Below are 20,234 nucleotides of genomic sequence, written 5' to 3'. Positions count from 1 at the left end.
TTTTTCCACTTCGTCCACGCTCACCAGATTGGCATCGCCCTTTATGGTGTGCTTCAGACAGGAGGCCGCCACCGCAAAGTCCAGTGCGTTCTGGTCGTCCCCCGGGTACTTGATCAGTCCATAGATCAGCCCGCCCATGAAGGAGTCGCCACCGCCCACACGGTCCACAATGTGGGTAATCTGGTATTCTCTTGATTTATAGAGTTCCTTTCCATCATAGAGCACGCCCGCCCATGTGTTGTGCGAGGCCGAAAGTGAACCGCGCAGCGTGGTGATCACCTTCTTGGCATTGGGGAACCTCTCCATCATCTGTTTGCAGACCGACAGGAAGGCCTCGGCCTTCACATGTTCCCCTTGTGTAGTGATATCGAGCCCCTCAGGCTTTATACCAAAATGCTTCTCCGCGTCCTCCTCGTTCCCTAAAACAATATCGCAATATGAGGTGAGCTCGGACATGATCTCCTCCCGTTTGGCATCATCGCAGTACTTCCAGAGCTTGGCCCTGTAGTTCAGGTCCGTTGATATGGTAACGCCCATCTTTCGGGCCACCTTAACGGCCTCTATGCACGCATCCGCGGCTCCCTGTGAGATGGCAGGTGTGATCCCCGTCCAATGGAACCACTGCGCCCCCTCAAAGACCTTCTTCCAATCGATCATTCCCGGGGCGATCTCCGCCATGGCCGAATGGGCCCTGTCGTAGACAACCTTGCTCCCACGGCTCACCGCACCGGTCTCCAGAAAATAGATGCCCAGACGGTCGCCCCCAAACACTATCCGGTCCGTGCCCACGCCCCGCTTGCGCATCTCCATCAGGGCACATTCCCCGATATCGTTCTTCGGCAGACGGGTCACAAAGTCCACCGGGACCCCATAATTGGCCAGGGAGACCGCCACATTGGACTCCCCACCACCGTACACCACATCAAAACTGTTCGCCTGCGAGAACCTTAAAAATCCCGGAGGGGCCAAGCGTAGCATGATCTCTCCGAAGGTCACTACTTTATTCATTTTCTATATTGTTTAATGATTATAAAAATATCAATATTTAATCGTTGTTGGTAAAAAAGAAGAACGTACTTCAAATGCAGTACGTTCTTCACTGGATAACTAAACTAACTCAAACAACTATTTTTTATTCTTGTGCTGTTTCCATGTTCGATGCCTTCTCATCTTTAGGGCTATTTTTGTGCCAGTGCGACGCCAAAATAGATCCCGTGATATTCATCATAGGACCAAACACAGCTGGTGCCAATCCTACTGTGGCCACTTTACCCATTTCATTGGCAAGACCCGAAGCGAGCCCGGCATTCTGCATGCCCACCTCAAAAGCAATGGTTCTGCAAGAGCGCTCATCGAGCTTGAAAATCCTGCAACCCCAATACCCAAAAAAGTAACCACACAAGTTATGGATAAGTCCCACCAATATGAGCACAGCTCCCATGGTCAACAGGTTGTCACGACCTGCTGCCGTAATAATGGTGATAATCAAGGCAATTCCTCCCATGGAAACCAATGGCATGGCTTTATCAAGCCACGCCGTTTTTCCGTGAAAAAGTTTGTTAAAAATTAGTCCGCCTGCAATAGGCAAAATAGTGATTTTGATAATACTCCACATCATTCCCCATAAATCGATGGGGATTAATTGACCGCCAAAGGTCTTCATTAGTATTGGTGTTACAAAGGGTGCCAATAGCGTAGCTACTGTGGTCAAAGTAACAGAAAGGGCCAAATTGGCTTTTCCGATATAAGCCATGACATTTGAAGCCAACCCACTTGGCGATGACCCAATCAGTATAACACCAGCTGCTATTTCGGGCGGAAACTTAAACAAGAACACCAAGGTTGCACCTACCAAGGGCATTATGGTGAACTGGCAAACCAGCCCTATGAATACCGCTCTCGGGCTTTTTACCACCTCGCCGAAATCCTTGAGACTCATTGTAGTCCCCATACCGAACATAATAATCTGTAACAGGGGCACAATAAGGGCGTTCAACTCAAAACCGCCCAAACTAGTAAACATTTTGGGATAGGTCATTGCCATGGTTACTCCTGCAAAAATAAGCAGGGCGAATGAAAAGCCTTTTGTAACATGGTGTCCCCTAAACCCAAATGACAATGCAAGGAAAAAGAAGGTTAGTAAAATTCCAAAAGTGGAAAACTGGCCAGTAAAATAAAAATAGGCAGTAGCTACGGCCAATATCGCTGCCGCCCCAAGAATATATTTATATATCGACTTCACAAATCTGGTTTTTCAATTTTTATTCAAAGAAAGGTATTCCTTCTGGAGCATATTTCTTCATGGCTTCTTCATTAATGTCCACCCCAATACCGGGTTTCTCCGATACCGTCACAAAACTGTCTTTTACCCAATCGGCTTCGTCATAGGTTACAATTTCCTTAAACATTGGATCGGTGTGGAAATAGGATTGCCATTCCATTAAATGGAAGTTTGGTACGCTAGCACAAACGTGGGCACATGCCATTGCGCCTAAAAAGGAAGCCACCATGTGTGGAGAAAACGGCACATAATACAAGTTGGCCAGGTTGGCTATACGCTGACCTTCACCAAGCCCACCACATTTTTGCAAATCGGGCATGACAATATCAACTCCATTATCCAACAATTGTTTGAAACCATGACCAAGATAAACGTTCTCGCCCGCCGAAATGGGAGTGCTTGTTTCTTCGCATAAAGTCTTGAAAGCATCAAAATTCTCAGCGGGTATGGGTTCCTCCAACCAAGTTAGGTTAAGGTCTTCCACTTTTTTGGCAATTGTTTGGGCGGTTACATGGTCGTAACGTCCGTGCATGTCGACACATAGGTCTATTTTAGGCCCAACAGCTTCCCTTACCGCCGCAAGCTGGTTATACATCCTAGATATTTCACCAGGACTTGCAGTCCAGTTATATCGATCATATTTGTCAGGGTCGCTGGCATAATCCAAATCGAATTTTAAGGCGTTAAACCCCCAGTTCTTTATGGCTTCAGTAGCCGCATTGGCAAAATCTTCTGGAGAAGGAAAGCGAACTCGGTACAGGGCCGTGTCACAGTACACACGGACTTTATCACGGAATTTCCCTCCCAAGAGTTTATAGACCGGTAAATCGAGGGCTTTGCCCGCCAAATCCCATAAAGCCGTTTCAATAGCTGAAAGTACCGCAACATAGGTTCCAGATTGTCCACCACCGAAATGGCCGGCTCTACGTATATCTTCAAAAATTTTATGCACATTAAACGGGCTTTGGTCTCTTAAAAAATAGCCCATTCGCTTCACCAAATGATAGGTTCCTGGTACAGCATCCACACCTTCTCCGCATCCATAAATTCCTTGGTTGGTATGTATTTTTACGAACAAGCCACTACCGCGACGAATGAAACCGCACTTTACATCGGTTATTTTTAAGTCTGATGGTGCAGAAAGTTTTGGGTTTTTCTCCATTGCCTGCACATATTCGTTACCATAAGTGCTTGATACCATACCCAAACCGGCTGTCGCCAATGCTGATTTTGTAATAAATGATCTTCTCGAATTTTTCACTTTATATAGTTTTTATTACCAGGTTCTATTTTTTAATATTTCTTGAATTTGTTCTTTGGGAACGGGAAGTTCATCGATATGATCGTTGAGCCATTTGCTAAAATCTTTTTCGATGTCGTCTGCCCATCGGGTATCAATCTGACCCGCTGTATATTTCCCTTCACGGATACGCTGGTGCCCGAACATATCACGTAAGCGAACAATTTCAGACGTAGTGACCACTTTTTCAGCTAAATGAGGAGGTATAAAAACCACTACGCCCAATTTGCCGAGAACCACATCACCCGGCATTACGGTCACCTTTCTAATCAATGTGGGTTGGTTGATGCCTATGATCATGGTATTCAAATCGCCAGGAGGATTATGATGTGAGGCATCATAACTGGTGTAAAAGGATGTGAATCCTCCTATTTCCATAAGCCCTTCAACATCTCTTAAGGCTCCATCATATACAATTCCGTTTCCGGAATTGGCATAAATGGCGTTCCCAACATTATCTCCGATAGTTGGACCATCTATATCTGCTCCGAACTGATTTGCCACATACACATCTCCTTTCACCAAAAGATCTACAGGCCATGTATTCTGACCTCTTTTTCCTTGGGCTTTCCCTCTATCATCAATGGCTTTCCATACGGCTGGCCTTCCAGGCATGAATGTAGCGGTTAGGGCACGACCTACCAATACGCTATCTGGGTTGATGAGCTTCCAGTCTTCTGCAATTTGATACCTGTACCCTGCATTTTTCATCACGGCCCAAGCCTCTTCAATACTCACGGATTTCATCCGTTCCAAGATGGCATCCGAAACTTTGGGTCTACCGTCCTCAAATCGTTCACCTTTCCACTCGGGGGTCAAGAAAATCAGTTCTTCTTTGGAAATCTGTTGGGCTAAAACCTGTCCCACCAGCCCAAAGAGAAACAGTGTTACAAATACTCCTCTTTTTAACATGGTTTGAATTTAGTTAGTTTATATCCAGTTTATTATCCTTAAAAAATCTTATTTAGTTCTTGTCTTTATCAGAGTTTATAGGCTTGTCTGGCCAACAAAACGACCTCATTGTTTTCTTTTTTTTGAAATACCATAATGATTCCAATCCTAACCTTTGCCGGATTACCTGCATTTGTGGCATCTGCAGAAAGTATATGCCGAACAATACCTGTGTTACCTGATATGGCAACACTCTGATCTTCGTTGGTTATGGAAACAAAACGAAAAGGACCGTTCATTACATCATCTATAAATTCTTGTTTGTCTTGAATGTTTCCGCTAGAATGGCCATAGGATAGATTGGGTGCGGTTATGGAAGACAAGGTTTTTGAATCCCTGTCAATAAGTGCTTGGTCAAGCTCCCCCAAAGCTTGCAGAACCTCTTGTTGGTTCAACGTCTCACCCTCGCCTTGCGAAGTGCATGAAACAACGAGGCCAATCACCAATACTGCAAGGATGTTTCTAAAAAACTTGACGTTTATCATGGTTGGTAATATCTACTGTTAGCGATGTAATCGTTCAGTTCTTTTCGGGTCATGGGCAGTTTGGCTTCTGGGTATTTTTTTAGCCAATCCAAGAAATCTGCTTTGATTTCATCCGTCCAACGGGTATCAATCTGTCCTGCGGTATATGTTTTTTCACGAAGTCTTTGGAATCCGAATTCATCGCGTAAAGCCACTACTTCTGAAGAGATTACCAACTCGCTCAATAAATGTGATGGGATAAAAATGGTTCCATGTCTGTTGGCCAAAACCACATCACCGGGCATCACAGTGGCACGGCCAATGCGGATAGGCGCATTGATTGTGGTCAACATTTGTTCTTGAAGATAAGAAGGGTCTTCATCCCTGTACCAACCATTGAATCCCTCTATTTCCAGTAGTCCGCCAAGATCGCGAACACCTCCATCGAAAACTACACCATTCTTGGAATTGGCGTAAATGGCATTACCAAGGTTGGAACCAATTAGGGTTCCGTCTATGATTCTTCCATAGCCGTCAGCTACATATACATCACCATTTACCAAAATTTCAATGGGCCATGAGTTACTGCCACCAATGGTATCCCGTTTTTCCTTGGCACCTTGTAGTTTTACATATTCTTTTAAATCGGGGCGAAGAGGAACATACTGTGCCGTTACAACTCTACCGGTCATAACACCCTCGGGGTGGATGATCTTCCAACCTCCCTCGTATTGGTTGTTATAGCCTTTTTGGCGCAAATAGCCCCATGCTTCTTCTATTCGTATCTTCTTTAATCTGGAAAGTAGGGCATCCGATACTTTTGGCCTTCCATCATTGAAACGTTCGCCTTCCCACTCACTGGTCAGGGCCTTAATATAATCCGGTGATGAAGCGACCCGTTGCGCATTGCCATTGACGGTGGCCATAAAGCAAAGCAACAACACCATCATTTTTACTTGAATGTATTTCATATCTAATTTTAGATTGGTTTACAAAATTTTAATGTCGGCCCAAGACCTCCAAAGCATAATCCCAGGCCGACTTTTAAAAAAAACTAAACAACTTAAGTAACTTTTGAGCTACTAATACTAACTATAAGTCCTATCGTGTGATCTAAGTTCGTTCCACTCGTCCGTAGACTTGAAGAAGCTCTTATCTCTTGGATCCAAGTGTTCCTTAACTACATCCTCGTTCAACTCAATGCCCAGACCTGGGGCTGTCAAAGGAACAGTAGCGAATCCTTTATCGATCATTTTAAATCCTCCAACGGTTGTCACCAAATCTTCCCACCAAGGCAAATCAACAGAGTGATGTTCCAATGACAAGAAGTTCTGGGTAGCGGCCGCACAGTGTACGTTTGACATGAAGGAAACAGGTGTTCCAGCTTGGTGCATGGCCATTCCAATTCCAAATTCCTCAGCATAATCGCCAATTCGTTTGGTTTCCAAAAGACCACCAGATGAAGCCAAATCTGGGTGTACAATATCAACCGATCTGTTATGGATTATTGGCTTAAAGTTTTCCAAGAAATGGATATCTTCACCTGTGGTGGTAGGCGTTTCAAGAGCTTCTGAAATAGTTCTCCATTGCTCTGTGTACTGCCATGGCACCATATCTTCCAACCAAGCCAATCTGTACTTATCCAATGCTTTTCCTAAACGTATACCATTGTTCAAATCGAAGTGTCCGTAGTGGTCGGTGGAAATTGGCACTTCCCAACCTACCATTTCCCGAACATCAGCAACCCGTTGCGCCAACATTTCCAAACCTTTTTCTGTGATTTGAATTTGGGTGAAAGGGTGCATGGTGTTTCCATAGGACATGTAATTTCTACCATCGCCCCATTGCGATAATCGTCCATTTTTATCTCTCCAGAATTTATCATTCACCAAGGTTCCAGAATCTGGCGGAAGTGAAGAAATGGCCACATCCATTTTCAACCAAGTATACCCTTGGGTATTCATTCTAAAGTCAATCAACTTTTTCTGTTCCTCAGCACTTTGGGCTTGGGGCGTATCGGCATACAAACGCACTTTATCTCGATACCTTCCACCCAATAACTGCCATGCAGGAACATTATAGGCCTTACCACAGATATCCCAAAGGGCCATTTCAACAGCACAGACACCACCGGCTTGACGGGCTGGTCCCCCGAACTGCTTAATGCTCTTGAATATCTTTTCAACGTTACAAGGGTTCTTTCCTAAAATTCGGCTTTTTAAGAAGAGGGCATACCGCACATCGGCGGCATCCCTTACTTCTCCAAGACCATATATTCCTTGATTGGTTTCAATCTTAATGATGGCCGTACCTCCCATAACATTGGTAAGGGCGTATCGCATATCCGTGATCTTCAAGTCGGACGGAGCTGACATCCTACTTACCTTGGAGGTTGTCTGGGCAATGGTATCCTCAATACCCAATCCCATCATACCGGTCATGGCAATTCCCCCCAAAGCAGTTTTCTTAAGGAAATTCCGTCTATCGTCGGTTGTTTTGGGGTTATCTATTTCCGCCTGTCGAGACAGGCTATACGCTTTTTCTTCTTGCTTGGTCTTAGCAATAATTTGTTTTAATACTGATTTCATGCTTTATTATATGTTATAATTTCGGTTATTATTAATCTACATCCCACCAAACCTTGGTATCTAAGTTATCAGGTCCCATTCTGGAGACCGCCTCTTGAAGATTGGCCTGATTTACGGCAATTTCGGCAGTAGGATATGTTAGCCTATTTATGAAATCACCAGTAATGTCCTGAGCTGGGTATGGATTTGGTGTTAAATCTGGAAAACCTGACCTTCTAAAGTTGGCAAACAATTCAGGCCCATTCAAAAAAGAGGCCACCCAATACTGTGTATTGATTTCCTCTGCTGCATTGGCCAAATTCAATGGATTTGCTGCAATGTATGTATCAATATCAGCATCAGCTATTGCCACACTTTCCCCGTAGGCCGCTACTTGCTCCATATGACCTCGTATTCCATTTTCGTAATACTCGGCCGCATCTCCTGTTACCCAGCCATTAACGGCTGCTTCTGCCAGCAATAATTGGGTTTGGGCATAGGTACATAGGAATGATGGTGCAGCTTGTGCGCCATACGTGAAGCGATCTAATTGTGAGAAATCATAGAAACTGGCCAGTCCCAAGTCGCTAACAACCGTACCAATAGTACTGTTGTCATAGCCCATGGGCATTCCCACTTGGTCAGAAGGGTCTTTGGATGAGATATCCACTGTCTGTTCCGGTCCTGAGGCCGCTCCAACATAGCGTATTGCCAGTGAAGCCAATCTTGGGTCATCATTGGAACTCAAGTAATCTACAAAAGTATCTACCAAATAAAAGTTATTGGCTTCTGTTCCGTTGAAAACACCAAAGTAAGGATTGGAAAAGTTGTTATCGTGCCTAACAACAAAATTGTCATTGTTGGATTCCATTACCCCACCATTAAATCCACTTTGAACAGTTGCTTGTGCTAAGGTGGCATCTACATTGGAAAGTCTCATACCAGCTCTCACCAAGAGGGAGTTGGCCAATTTTCTCCATTGATCCAAATCTCCCCCGTACAGTGCCTCTCCATTCTCAGCTGGAGCAGAGGCACTTAATGCATCCCTTGCTTCAGTCAACTCATTAATGATATCTGGGTAGATTTCCGATTGAGGATCGTACTTAGGCAAAACTATTTGTTCAGATAGCCCTTTACCTGCCTCAAAATAAGGAATATCCCCATATTCATCGGTAAGGACCATAAAAGCGTAGGCTTCTAAAATACGGGCCATTTGCAACAAGTTAGTACGGTTTGATTCTGTACTGTTCAATTGGTTGATCACATCACTTGTGTGTTTAATCACATTTTGGAAGTAATCATTCCATTGGTTACCCGTATTGTTTCTATTATCCTGATTGTAGTTTGCCCCGGAAACAAATCCTGAGTTAGGGGTTACAATCTGTTGAACAATAGCTTCGTCATAGTAAATATTCGTACCAGCGTCAAAAGCAAGTCCGACTATTGCATTGTTCAATAGAAATGCAGGGTCTATACTATCACTGGTAGGATCTACAATATTTGTATTGAGTTCATCAAAATTCTTCTCGCACCCCAATAAGCCTATCAGGATTACAAAAATTATGATTCTATTCCCTATATTTTTCATGATGTCTTATTTAAAATTTGACGTTTAGGTTAAACCCGATACTTCTTGTGGTCGGTACACCTGTGGATTCCAGTCCAGAAACATTATCAGAACTGAAGCTAAAAGAATCAGGGTCAATATTGGGAACCCATTTTTTAAGCATCGCCACATTGTTGGCAACTAGGCTCAAGGTCACTCCCTGTACTGGGGAGTCTTCAGGAATAAACTTCCTGAAATCATACCCTAGCGTAACCTGTCTCAATTTCCAGTATCCAGAATTGTATACAATGGGTTCAATCAACTGCTGTGAGCGCACAACTTCCCAATAGGTTTGGGATTCTGTAGCAACAGTATTGGGTTCACCTGCTTGGTTAACCCCTTCTCCAACAACTCCAGTTTCCCTTCCAGGGAGGGTCATCTTGTGAAGACCATGCCTAGTGGCGTTGAAGTTGGTACCTGAAATCATTTTACCGCCCAGTTTAAAGTCAATCAAAAAGGACAGATTAAAATCCTTGTATCGTACCGTATTGGTGATACCTCCAACCCATCTGGGCAGCGCACTACCATAAAATTTGATATCATCTGATCGCAACGGTCTTCCGTCATCTGCAAAGACTTGTCTTCCTTGCTCGTCGAACTTGTATCCAAAACCAGCCAATTGACCGATTTCTTCACCTACAACTTGGTATAGGAAACCATTGAATATGTGGTTACCCACCAAAATACTTTCCCCTTCTTCATCACTTAGGAGGCTGATCACTTTGGTCTTGTTGTAGGAAGCGTTAAAGTTGAAATCCCATCGTAGATCATCATTTCTAATGGGTGTCAAGTTCAATAACATTTCAATACCGTCACTTCTACTTTCTCCGCTGTTGATCAACTGGCTTATAAATCCTGATGAGTTGGAAATCTGAGCTGGAATAATCTGATCTATGGTCGTCTTACGGTATACAGCCAAATCCAATCCTACGCGGTTGTCGAACATTCTTAAATCAACACCAATTTCCGTCTCCTTAACACGCATGGGGCGTAGATTTGGGTTTGGAAGTGTGGAGGTGTTGGCACCAGCAACTGGATTGGGTGCTCCTGTTGGACCAGGAAAGAAGTTAGCATTGATGTCATAAAACAACACATCGGAATACGGACTCACGTCAGTATCACTTCCCACTTCGGCATAGGCTGCTCTAAATTTACCCAGAGTCAACCATTCAGCACTGTCACCCAGCAAATTAGAGAATAGCACACTCCCGGAAACCGATGGATACAGAATACTTCTATTTTCTTCGGATAGCGTGGAGAACCAATCGTTACGGGCCGTACCACTCAAGAAATACGTATCCTTGTATGATAAATCAACGGCTCCGTACAAGGAGTTGATTCCTCTTTCTGAAAGTGAATATGTTGGGTTTTTTACCCTACCATTCTGCACGGTATACAAATCGCGGATCACGAAATCAGTTACATCAACACGATTCAAATCCTGTCTTCTTCTCATTTGGTTACCACCAACGTTGTAGCCCACTGCAAAATCTTCGTTCACATTTACATTACCAGACAAGAGGAAATCCACATTGGTCTCTCTATATCGTCTTGCGGTTTGCGTAAAGGTTCCATTGAAGAATGGAGCCGGGGCTGATGGTCTTGAAGCTTGGCCGGTTGGGTACCCATTATACTGTTGGGAGCGTGACCAGTAATCTTGTCCTACCCGAACCTGACCAATCAACCAAGGCGCAAATTCATATCTTGCCAAAACGTTTCCGAATATTCTATCCCTTCTTATTTCGTTGAACTGTTCAGAAAGTGTGAAATATGGGTTGGTACGGTTTCTAAATCTACTATACACAAACTCGTTCCCTTCCGCATTGAACTTTTTCTCATCCAACAAATCCAAGGGCATGGAGTTGGCCATGTTGTACAAGGCAACAGAAATTGTGTTATCCTGCTGACCTACGTTGGGTGGGTTTATGTTTTTCTCGTATGAATAGTTGATATGGGACTCAATGGAAAGTTTGTCAGACAAATCGTAGTTTGCCCCAAAGTTTACCGTTTTCCTATTGAACTCATTGTTTGGCGTGATACCTTTACTACCCAAATTGGATAGGGAAAGGTTGAATCCTCCCTTTTCAGACCCATTTGAAATGGAAATGGAATGGGTGATATCAGTACCGTTTCTATAAAACTTTTTTATTCTGTCGCGCACTGGAACATAAGGGACTTCAACACCATCAAAAAGAACTTGGGTCATTCCTGGTTCAAAACGCTCACCAAAAGACCACTGTCCAGAGGTTGGGTTGGCCGATGTTGGCCTTACCCCATTTTCACCTTGTCCATATTCATATTGGTAGTCCGTAAAATCCAAAGGCGTATGGTCCGTCACGTTGATGTTATAGGTAACTCCCAATCCTTGTTGACGTCCGCGGGACTTTGTGGTGATCATGATCACACCGTCTTTCGCCCTGGAACCATAAAGTGCAGCTCCAGTGGCACCTTTTAGGATGGTCATACTTTCAATATCATCTGGGTTGATACTGGAAAAACCATCACCACCATCAGAATAAACCCCGCCACTGTTTGTACCTACCTCAGAACTGGAACTACCCGGGCTGGTACCAAAAGAAGTATTATCAATTGGAACACCGTTTACCACAATTAAAGGGTTGTTGGTGCCAGAAATTGAAGATTGACCACGAATCCTAACTTTTGATGAACCACCAGGACCAGAGCTCAATGAAGAAATGTTTACACCGGCCACCTTACCTTGAAGGGTGTTCATAAAATTGGAAGAACGGTTCACATTGACCTCATCCGAGTCTACCTGGGCAATGGAATATCCCAGTTTCTTGGTTTCCTGCTTAATACCCAAAGCAGTGACCACTACTTCATTAAGGTTTTGAGTATCTTCTTGCAAAGTAATGTCAAGGGTTGTGGCACCACCTACAGGGACTTCCTTACGGGCAAAACCAATGGAACTCACCACTAAAACAGCGTTAGATCCCTGAACCGTAATCTGGTAGATTCCGTCAAAATCAGCGGCCACCCCATTAGTGGTTCCTTTTTCAACTACAGATGCCCCGGGTATTGGCACACCATTGGAGTCTGTAACCGTACCTGAAATTGTAGTTTGGAAATTCTCCTCTGGAAGCGGGGAAAGGCTAGCTTCCATGGGGGCGACATCGATTGCGTTCTTGGTTTTGAGAACAATTTGCTGTTTGTTAAAAAGATAAGAGATGTTTGTGCCACTGAACAGTTGGTCCAGTATTTCTGTGATCAATTTTTGGTCTACGCTAATGGTGACCTTTCTTTGAGCATTTACTTTTTTGTTGTCATAAAAAAACTTGAACTCTGAAACAGACTCAATCTGATCGAACACTTGTGCAATCTCTACATTTTCCATATCCAAACTAAGTTTGGTCTTCTGGGAGTAAGAATTTGCATGTGTCGAAAAAAAGGAAACTATCAAAAAAAGTGCAGTCAGTTTCACCGTCAGCGACAAGTTGTTAGTTAGACAAGGCAGAGTGCTCTTGATGTAATTTTTCATACCTTTGTAATGTTTTTAGTTAACTTAATTTTTTGAGTTAATAATCTCAATCGGGTAGATGTTGCAGCATCTCCCGATTTTTTTATGTGCTTTTATTTCATAGGCGTATAAATTGGTTTTTGGTTATTTATTCTAAAATGGTTATTTGCTCTTTTTCGATCAAGTAATCAAAATTTGTTTCCGCCACAAACGTATTGAGCACTTCCTCAATGGTTTCAACATCAAAAGTGGCCGTAAACACTCGGTTTTCCAGTTTCTTGTTCTTATTTTGGATGGACACTCCATAGTGCCTTTCCAATTTTTTCAAAATATCCTTGAATCGCATTCCCTTAAGAACCAATTTTCCCTGCATCCAACCAGTGTACAGTTCAGTATCCACTTCTTCGGTTTGGGCGGATTTGGTTTTTTGGTCCCATTGGGCCATATGACCGGGCTCCAACAACACCGATGCGTCTCTGTTTTCTTCTATTTCGTTGGTGTTCAGTCGAACTGAACCCTCTACCAGTACTGTATTGATGTTGGTTTCTTCGGGGTAGGCATTCACATTGAATTTAGTTCCCAAGACCTCAACGTCCATGTTTCCACTGGTCACCACAAACGGGTGATTCTTATCTTTGGAAACATCAAAAAAGGCCTCCCCTTCCAAATACACTTGTCTTTTCTTTCCAGGTATAAAGTTGACTGGATAACGGAGGGATGACCCAGCATTTAAGTATACATGCGAATTGTCCGATAGGACAATATCAAAACGTCTCCCATTGGGTACATACAATGTATTGTAGACCAACTCCGTTACATTTTCCTTGCCGAAATAATCCAGTTGATCGCCATTACGCTCACCTATTCTATTCCCATTTTGATCCAAAAGTTCTTCCTGCTTTCTTTCAGAAGAAAGTCTGATTTTTTCCCCATTGTCAAAGACAATCACTACACCTTCATCTTTTGGATTGCTGTCCATTATATCCTCTGGACTGCTATTGTAATTCCAATAGGCATATCCGGCTAGAAAGGCAATCAGAAGAACGGCCGCATATTTATAACTGGTGCGAATAATGTGCCGGGTTCTAGCTTTACGTTTCTTTGCCAATTGTTTTTCCAATACTTTTTCCCAAGCTTGATCCGCATCCAATTGTGTTAAACCTGAGATATCTCCACCATTCCGGTAAAACGTTTCAATCTTCTTAAAAATGCCCCAATTCTCGTCAGAGGCCTCTAGCCATTCTGAAAGTCTCAACGTTTCTGATGCAGTGAGTTTTGAGGTAAGTTTTTTATATATCAGTAAAGCGACTTCCATAGGCCTGTTTGACTAAGTGGCTTTTTCCACCATTTACCTATATAATTACTAAAAAGAAAAAACGGGTAGTGCAGAATTGTTAAAATGTCAATTTTTTAAAGAAAAAAACGTGACAATCATAATTATTAGACTAAAAAAATACGAAGTGCTAAGGTTGTGGCGCAGAATTTTAAAGGCCTTCTTTAGATGGTACTTTACTGTGTTTGTGGATATTCCAAGAACATCTGCCGTATTTTTATATTGCAGTCCTTCAATAACACAGAGCTCAAAAACCCTTTTACATTGATCGGGCAAAACATTTAGTGCCTTTTGCACCTCAACTTTACCTTCTTTATCAATTAGTTCTTGTTCGTAGGAAGTATCATACAATCGTACCGTGTCATCCAATCTACGAATCTTCTGACCTGACTTGATTTTTAATAAACTGGCATTCTTGATGGAGACTCTAATATAAGATGGAAGGTTTTCTATAGTATGGATATCTTTTCGAGTCAAAAGTTTGACCATAACATCTTGCACGACATCTTCCGCTTCTGCCATGCTGTGGAGGAATGTAAATGAAAGAACACACCATTCCTGATAGTGCTTTATGAAAATTCCTCTTATGGTATCTTCAGTTTGATTCTTCATTGATCTTAAAAATGCTTATTTATTGACCGGGGTTATTTACATTGAAGAATGCATAAAAATAAGTGCAATTATTTCAAAAAAACCACTCTAATATATTCAAATATTTTTGATTTCATAAAATTTACTTAAAAAAGAGAAGGTTTACTATTGGCTTAACCAAATATTCAATTTTATTGGATACTCCTATTTCGAATACTATTCAACAACAACATCTTAACCCTTGAAATCTTAATCATATAAAATTGATTTTACTATGAATCAACGGCTTATGCAAACGATTTCGTAAAATATAAATGTTATTTACACATTTCATATTAAAGATATTTCACTACTTCATAGGTCTTTTTGCTTCATTTAAAATCATTCTGAATTTTAACGCTCTTTGTTGATTTTGTTAGAAATAAAATTTGGGATGGTCCAGAAAGCTAGAATTGTTCATAAAAAAGGGTCATCAAATCTTGGATTCAATGGCCCTTTTCCTCTAATTTTTTGATTTATAACGCTGTAGTAGGTCAATCAGAACCTTTCAACCCCGGTTGGATTATTTCATAATCTTTATCCGCCTTTGACTTTTGAACAATCTCCTTGACATCAGAAAGTAATTGTTTGGCATCATAAATAATCCCATCCTTAATAGTGTACTTAACACCTCCAACACGGGTCACTTCATTATCTTCTGTGAGTTTTATGCTCCCTGTACCATATAAGCTTTGCAGATTGGCCACCGGATTTTCTTCTAAAATCACAAAATCCGCCAATTTTCCAGGTTCTATTGTTCCAATCTCATCATCCATCCCAAGAGCTTCGGCACCATTCAAAGTAGCGGCTTTGATGACTTCCAGAGGATGAAAACCCGCCTCGCGCAACAACTCCATCTCCCGTGGATATGCAAACCCATACAATTGATAAATGAAACCTGCATCCGTACCAATGGTAACCCTTCCCCCGCGGTTTTTATATTCATTTATGAAGGCCATCCAAAGCTCATAGTTCTTTTTCCAGGTAACTTCCTTTTCGGTTCCCCATGCATGCCAATATGATCCGTGGGATTGTCGGCTAGGAGCATAAAATTCCCAAAGGGAAGGCAACGTGTATTCCTCATGCCACTCCGCTCTCCGTGCCCGGGTCAAATCCCTGTTGGCCTCATAAATTACCATGGTTGGGGAAAGTGTAAAATCCAGTTCCAACAACTCATCCATTACACTGTTCCATTTATCAGAAAAAGGAGGCGCGGCCTGAGCCCACAACTGACCTGCTTCGCCAAAACGGTCCTGTTCATTCTGATAGTTATAATCCAATGAATAGTCCTGAACGGTCCTATCAAAAAACAAAGCTTCGGGCAAACCATACCAATGCTCCATGGAAGTGAGTCCCGCTCGGGCACTGTTCAACACATTCCATTCACCCACATATGTTTGCGCATGATGCATCTTTGAGCGAAGTCCCAGCTTCTTGTTTTCTTCAAGAGCAGCCTGCATAATCTTGGGTGGTGCACCAAAAAATTTAATCCCATCTGAACCACTCTTAGCATTGGCACGCACCCATTCCCTAGCCTGTTCTGGTGTAGAAATAGGAGTTTCAGAACCTGCTCCGAAAAAGGTATACGCCTTAATTCGTGGAGCCGTAATCTTGTTTTCAGCGCTTTTTTTCTTTTGATCCAAAGTCCAGTCCAACCCGTTTCCACTTCCTGGGTCTGCAATGGTTGTAATGCCATGACCCATCCAAAGTTTAAAAACATACTCTGCGGTGGTGCCCTGTGCTTTTCCGCCAATATGGGCATGGGTATCCACAAATCCCGGCAAAATGCACATGCCCTCAGCCTGAAGTTCCTTACCACCCGGTTTTAGTTTTGGGCGTTCGGCCTCATTGATCTTAACCCCAGGATACCCCACGGTTTTTACCTCAACAATACGATTGTTTTCGACAACAATATCTACAGGTCCAATGGGCGGGGACAAATTTCCATTGACCATGGTAGCTCCACGAATGATGAGCTGTGACCACGGACCTTCACCTTCGGTTCTTTCCGGAGCTTTTTCAACCTGCCCCAATGCCATCTGCATAATGAATAGGCAGAAAATAGTCAAGAGGTTAAACTTTGAGGTTTTCATATAAATGCTGGTTTTTCATTATTCCCCATCAATATACAACCTACTTTGATTGAATGGGTACTGAGATCAAATTTTATGATGTGGAACCACCTAGTTCACCAAACAAAAGATTCAATAGATGCCTAACTAAAAAATGGGCAATTAGCTCTTTTGAGCTTGAAAAAGAAGAATAAAAAAGCCTCTCAATATTGAGAGGCTTATATTCTTTTGGTGCGGGTGAAGGGAGTCGAACCCCCACGCCTTGCGGCACTAGATCCTAAGTCATTATTATCTTGCAACAAACTAAGTCAAATCAGTTGATTTATAATTAGTTACATAATTTTTGATTTCAATTGGACATATGCAAAACCATACGAAATCAATCAATGTTGTACCAAAAATGTTTTGAATTTTAAGTACATTTACTAGAGCACTACTAGACAAGTGTGCCACTCCTGATTTGACTTTCCCAACAGGAGGATAATGGCGACAAGTATACAAATTATCTTAAGAAAGAAGCCCAATAAGCTGGGAGAATATCCATTGGCCATGAGGATTACAAAAAATCGTAAATCCTCCTACAAACATATCGGGCCGCGCATCAAAAAAGAGTATTGGGATGAAACCGAGAAAAGGATTAGAAAGACCCATCCAAACTCGAAGGAATTGAACAGACTTATAAAAGTCAAGCTGAAAGAAGCCAAAAAGGAGATGGTCACCATACAGGCCAAAGGAAGGGACAACACGGTCCATTCAATAAAAAAGGAAATCTTCCAGCCCACTAAACATCTTAGCTTTTTTGAATTTGCCCAAGAACATTTAGATGAAGCTGAATTAATGGGAAAACATGGTAGATATATCTCTGAAACGGCCTATACAAAATACATTTTAAGCTTCTACAAAACCAAAGACCTAACCTTTAAAGATATTGATGAACGTTTTTTGAAAAGACTGAAAATCTTTCTTAAAAAGAAACATTCCTTGAAAGAGGTCAGTGTCATGAACGTATTAGTTTATATCCGGTTACTTTATAACAAGGCCATAAAGGAAGGAGTTGTAAAAAGAAAATTATATCCCTTTGGAGCAGGTAAGGTAAAAATCAAATTTCCCGAAAGTGAAAAAATTGGACTTACCGTTGAAGAGATTTTAAAAATTGAAGGTCTAGAGGGTTTGTCAGAACTCGAAATACATGCTAGAAACGTATGGCTTTATTGTTTTTATTTGGCGGGAATCAGGGTCTCTGATGCCCTGAGGACAAGATGGAGTGATATAAAAGATGGCAGGCTCCAATATCGTATGGGTAAAAATTCAAAACTTCTCAGCTTGAAAATTCCACTAAAGGTTTATCCCATTTTGGATCACTATAAAAGATACAAAAACGGTTCCAACGACTTCATTTTTCCGGAATTGAAAGGTGTTGACCTAAAGGACTCAAAAAAATTATACAAAAGAATAAGGAACGGGAATGCAAAACTGAATATCAGATTAAAAGCCATTGCGGAGAAAGCACAAATTGACAAAAAGCTTACAATGCACATAGCCAGACACAGTTTTGGCAATATTGCAGGTGACAGCATACATCCCTTAATGCTCCAAAAACTTTATAGGCATAGCGACCTGAAAACCACAATAAACTATCAATCAAATTTCATCCACAAAGAGGCTGATGACGCTTTGATTAAGGTAATCAACTTCTGATGGCAGAGCCATAACCCGAAGGTCGCTGGTTCGAGTCCAGTCCCATCTCAAGAAGCTATCTTCACATCCTTCCTGTATCACCTCTCAAGGTATTGATTTTCAGAATCCATCAATTCAATAATTCAAATCTTAAAGACCCTCCAACATCCCTTGCTTGTGACCAATGACTTTCTACTCTTTATTTAATATCCTCTCTTGAAAGACTCCCTGTTTTTTATATACATTGTATCTTCTTTTGTGAGTCTCCACCCTATCAGATTCGGGCATAAAGCTCTTATCATAACCTTTCCCCATTTTTGTCATAGCTTCTTCCACATCATTGTGAATGTTTCCCACCACGGACGCGAACATACAAGCACCCATAGCACAGGTTTGTTCCGAGTTGTGAACCTTAACCGGTAGGTTCAATACATTGGACATCATTTGCATTACATAGTCTGATTTTCTTGCCACTCCTCCCAAAGCAATAACTCCTTTTAATGAGATATTATTTTTCTCAAAATGGTCCACAATAATTTTGGCCCCAAAACACGTACTTTCCACAAGTGCCCTATATATTCTGGCGGCATCACTTCCTAAATTAAGATTGAGTAACGTTCCTTTTACATAGGGGTTGGCATCTGGTGTTCTTCTACCGTTGAACCAATCAATGGCCATTTCTGAATTTTCTTCCAGAGGAAGATTAGAGGCTTCCTTCCCTAGTTGCTCCAATAGTTGATGGGTTATTTCTTGTTCTAGTTCGGCCTTTATGCCCAGGTCCATGGATTTATTGCGAATTGCCTTTAACCCTGTTGAGACCAAGAGTTCCTGAAACCACGCATATACATCGCCAAAAGCGGACTGTCCAGCTTCAAGACCAACCATTCCGGGAACAATGGAGTCCCGTACTTGACCACATATTCCTCTAACCATGGCTATATCATCACTTGTAGGCACTACCATCATATCACAGGTAGATGTGCCCATGACTTTACTGAGATAAAAGGGTTCAATCTGTCCCCCAACTGCTCCAACATGGGCATCCAAAGCACCTACGCCTATCAAAACATTAGTGGAGAGCCCAAGTCTTTTGGCCCATTCTTGTGATAGGTTCCCAACAGATTTATCTGAATTAAAGGTTGTAGTAAAAAGAGGATGTTCCAAGTTCTCCAACACAGGGGCCAAAGTGGTAAAGAATTCTTTTGGGGGCAAACCTCCATGTTCATCTGCCCAAAGGGCCTTGTGTCCTGCAGCGCAAACCCCTCTCTTTATTTTTTTGGCATCATTGCCACCGGTCAACAAAAATGGTATCCAATCACAATGTTCAACCCAGGTGAAGCAGGATTTGGCGACATCCTTATCTACTCTTAATACATACAGTAATTTAGCCCAGAACCATTCTGACGAGTAAATGCCCCCTGAATATTTGAGATAATCCTGATCAAAATTAGTAGCATGAGTATTGATTTCGTCAGCTTCCTTCATGGCACTGTGGTCCTTCCATAAAATGAACATGGCATTGGGATTATGCTCAAATTTTTGTTGCAACGCCAAAGGTTGCCCCGTTTTATCAACTGCCACAGGTGTAGAGCCAGTAGTATCCACCGAAATGGCCCTGACTTTTTCTACAATGTCAGCTCCCACTTGTTCTGCGACACTGGAGACGGTATGTTCCAGGCCCTCGATATAATCCAATGGATGTTGCCTAAATTGATTCAGTACTGCATCACAATACATCCCTTTTTTCCATCTTGGATACTCAAATTCGGAGAAAGCCATTTCATCTCCATTATGTGCGTTTACCAAAAGTGCCCTCACCGATCCTGTGCCAAAATCAACACCGATCACATAATCATCGCTTGCCATAGGTGTTCC

14 protein-coding genes are annotated in these 20,234 nt (G+C 42.2%); 1 reads left to right on the top strand and 13 read right to left on the bottom strand.

Annotation, left to right across the window (positions count from 1 at the left end):
* The 12 genes from AB1A65_RS06785 to AB1A65_RS06730 form a co-directional block, all read right to left on the bottom strand.
* Positions 1–1,008 (bottom strand): sugar kinase (locus AB1A65_RS06785; protein ID WP_366587030.1); only part of this gene is annotated, 1,008 nt, incomplete at its 3' end.
* A 124-nt stretch (positions 1,009–1,132) separates the two neighbouring features.
* A complete protein-coding gene (locus AB1A65_RS06780; RefSeq protein WP_366587028.1) occupies positions 1,133–2,242 on the bottom strand; it encodes a bile acid:sodium symporter family protein in 1,110 nt (369 codons plus the stop codon).
* A 19-nt stretch (positions 2,243–2,261) separates the two neighbouring features.
* Entirely contained in the window at positions 2,262–3,542 is a 1,281-nt protein-coding gene (locus tag AB1A65_RS06775; RefSeq protein WP_366587026.1) for a mandelate racemase/muconate lactonizing enzyme family protein, read from the bottom strand.
* 15 nt (positions 3,543–3,557) lie between these two features.
* Positions 3,558–4,493, bottom strand: a complete 936-nt coding sequence (locus AB1A65_RS06770; RefSeq protein ID WP_366587024.1) for an RraA family protein — start codon at positions 4,491–4,493, stop codon at positions 3,558–3,560.
* Positions 4,494–4,561: 68 nt separating this feature from the next.
* Complete coding sequence (locus AB1A65_RS06765) at positions 4,562–5,017, bottom strand: nuclear transport factor 2 family protein (protein ID WP_366587022.1); 456 nt, start codon at positions 5,015–5,017, stop codon at positions 4,562–4,564.
* Positions 5,014–5,967, bottom strand: a complete 954-nt coding sequence (locus AB1A65_RS06760) for an RraA family protein (protein WP_366587019.1) — start codon at positions 5,965–5,967, stop codon at positions 5,014–5,016. Before AB1A65_RS06760 ends, AB1A65_RS06765 begins: the two co-directional genes overlap by 4 nt.
* 117 nt (positions 5,968–6,084) lie before the next feature.
* Positions 6,085–7,584 carry a mandelate racemase/muconate lactonizing enzyme family protein gene (locus tag AB1A65_RS06755; protein WP_366587016.1) on the bottom strand — a complete coding sequence of 500 codons (1,500 nt, stop codon included), beginning with the start codon at positions 7,582–7,584 and terminating at the stop codon, positions 6,085–6,087.
* A gap of 31 nt (positions 7,585–7,615) precedes the next feature.
* Entirely contained in the window at positions 7,616–9,151 is a 1,536-nt protein-coding gene (locus AB1A65_RS06750; protein ID WP_366587013.1) for a SusD/RagB family nutrient-binding outer membrane lipoprotein, read from the bottom strand.
* A 10-nt stretch (positions 9,152–9,161) separates the two neighbouring features.
* Positions 9,162–12,524, bottom strand: coding sequence for a SusC/RagA family TonB-linked outer membrane protein (locus tag AB1A65_RS06745; RefSeq protein ID WP_366587011.1), 3,363 nt, complete (start codon positions 12,522–12,524; stop codon positions 9,162–9,164).
* A 271-nt stretch (positions 12,525–12,795) separates the two neighbouring features.
* The gene (locus AB1A65_RS06740; protein WP_366587009.1) at positions 12,796–13,962 is read right to left on the bottom strand and encodes a FecR domain-containing protein; all 1,167 of its coding nucleotides are present in this window, start codon (positions 13,960–13,962) and stop codon (positions 12,796–12,798) included.
* A gap of 87 nt (positions 13,963–14,049) precedes the next feature.
* Positions 14,050–14,592 carry a sigma-70 family RNA polymerase sigma factor gene (locus AB1A65_RS06735; RefSeq protein ID WP_366587006.1) on the bottom strand — a complete coding sequence of 181 codons (543 nt, stop codon included), beginning with the start codon at positions 14,590–14,592 and terminating at the stop codon, positions 14,050–14,052.
* 512 nt (positions 14,593–15,104) lie between these two features.
* A complete protein-coding gene (locus tag AB1A65_RS06730) occupies positions 15,105–16,703 on the bottom strand; it encodes an amidohydrolase family protein (protein ID WP_366587003.1) in 1,599 nt (532 codons plus the stop codon).
* Between the two features lie 462 nt (positions 16,704–17,165).
* Here AB1A65_RS06730 and AB1A65_RS06725 point away from each other — a divergent pair, with 462 nt between their 5' ends.
* A complete protein-coding gene (locus AB1A65_RS06725) occupies positions 17,166–18,380 on the top strand; it encodes a site-specific integrase (protein WP_036382267.1) in 1,215 nt (404 codons plus the stop codon).
* A gap of 171 nt (positions 18,381–18,551) precedes the next feature.
* Here the strand turns inward: AB1A65_RS06725 and AB1A65_RS06720 are convergent, their stop codons facing one another.
* The gene (locus AB1A65_RS06720) at positions 18,552–20,225 is read right to left on the bottom strand and encodes a ribulokinase (protein ID WP_036382265.1); all 1,674 of its coding nucleotides are present in this window, start codon (positions 20,223–20,225) and stop codon (positions 18,552–18,554) included.
* Between the last annotated feature and the right edge of the window lie 9 nt (positions 20,226–20,234).

The sequence above is a fragment of the Allomuricauda sp. ANG21 genome (genome assembly GCF_040705235.1).
Taxonomy (GTDB): Bacteria; Bacteroidota; Bacteroidia; order Flavobacteriales; family Flavobacteriaceae; genus Flagellimonas; species Flagellimonas marina.
The sequence above is the reverse complement of the archived record's forward strand: the minus strand, read 5'-3'. Positions and strand labels throughout refer to the sequence as shown.

What these genes read in the sequence shown, in the direction of transcription:
- AB1A65_RS06770 (WP_366587024.1), bottom strand. Translation starts at nt 4,493, where the DNA reads ATGTTAAAAAGAGGAGTATTTGTAACACTGTTTCTCTTTGGGCTGGTG.
- AB1A65_RS06765 (WP_366587022.1), bottom strand. Translation starts at nt 5,017, where the DNA reads ATGATAAACGTCAAGTTTTTTAGAAACATCCTTGCAGTATTGGTGATT.
- AB1A65_RS06760 (WP_366587019.1), bottom strand. Translation starts at nt 5,967, where the DNA reads ATGAAATACATTCAAGTAAAAATGATGGTGTTGTTGCTTTGCTTTATG.
- AB1A65_RS06755 (WP_366587016.1), bottom strand. Translation starts at nt 7,584, where the DNA reads ATGAAATCAGTATTAAAACAAATTATTGCTAAGACCAAGCAAGAAGAA.
- AB1A65_RS06750 (WP_366587013.1), bottom strand. Translation starts at nt 9,151, where the DNA reads ATGAAAAATATAGGGAATAGAATCATAATTTTTGTAATCCTGATAGGC.
- AB1A65_RS06745 (WP_366587011.1), bottom strand. Translation starts at nt 12,524, where the DNA reads ATGGAAAATGTAGAGATTGCACAAGTGTTCGATCAGATTGAGTCTGTT.
- AB1A65_RS06740 (WP_366587009.1), bottom strand. Translation starts at nt 13,962, where the DNA reads ATGGAAGTCGCTTTACTGATATATAAAAAACTTACCTCAAAACTCACT.
- AB1A65_RS06735 (WP_366587006.1), bottom strand. Translation starts at nt 14,592, where the DNA reads ATGAAGAATCAAACTGAAGATACCATAAGAGGAATTTTCATAAAGCAC.
- AB1A65_RS06730 (WP_366587003.1), bottom strand. Translation starts at nt 16,703, where the DNA reads ATGAAAACCTCAAAGTTTAACCTCTTGACTATTTTCTGCCTATTCATT.
- AB1A65_RS06725 (WP_036382267.1), top strand. Translation starts at nt 17,166, where the DNA reads ATGGCGACAAGTATACAAATTATCTTAAGAAAGAAGCCCAATAAGCTG.
- AB1A65_RS06720 (WP_036382265.1), bottom strand. Translation starts at nt 20,225, where the DNA reads ATGGCAAGCGATGATTATGTGATCGGTGTTGATTTTGGCACAGGATCG.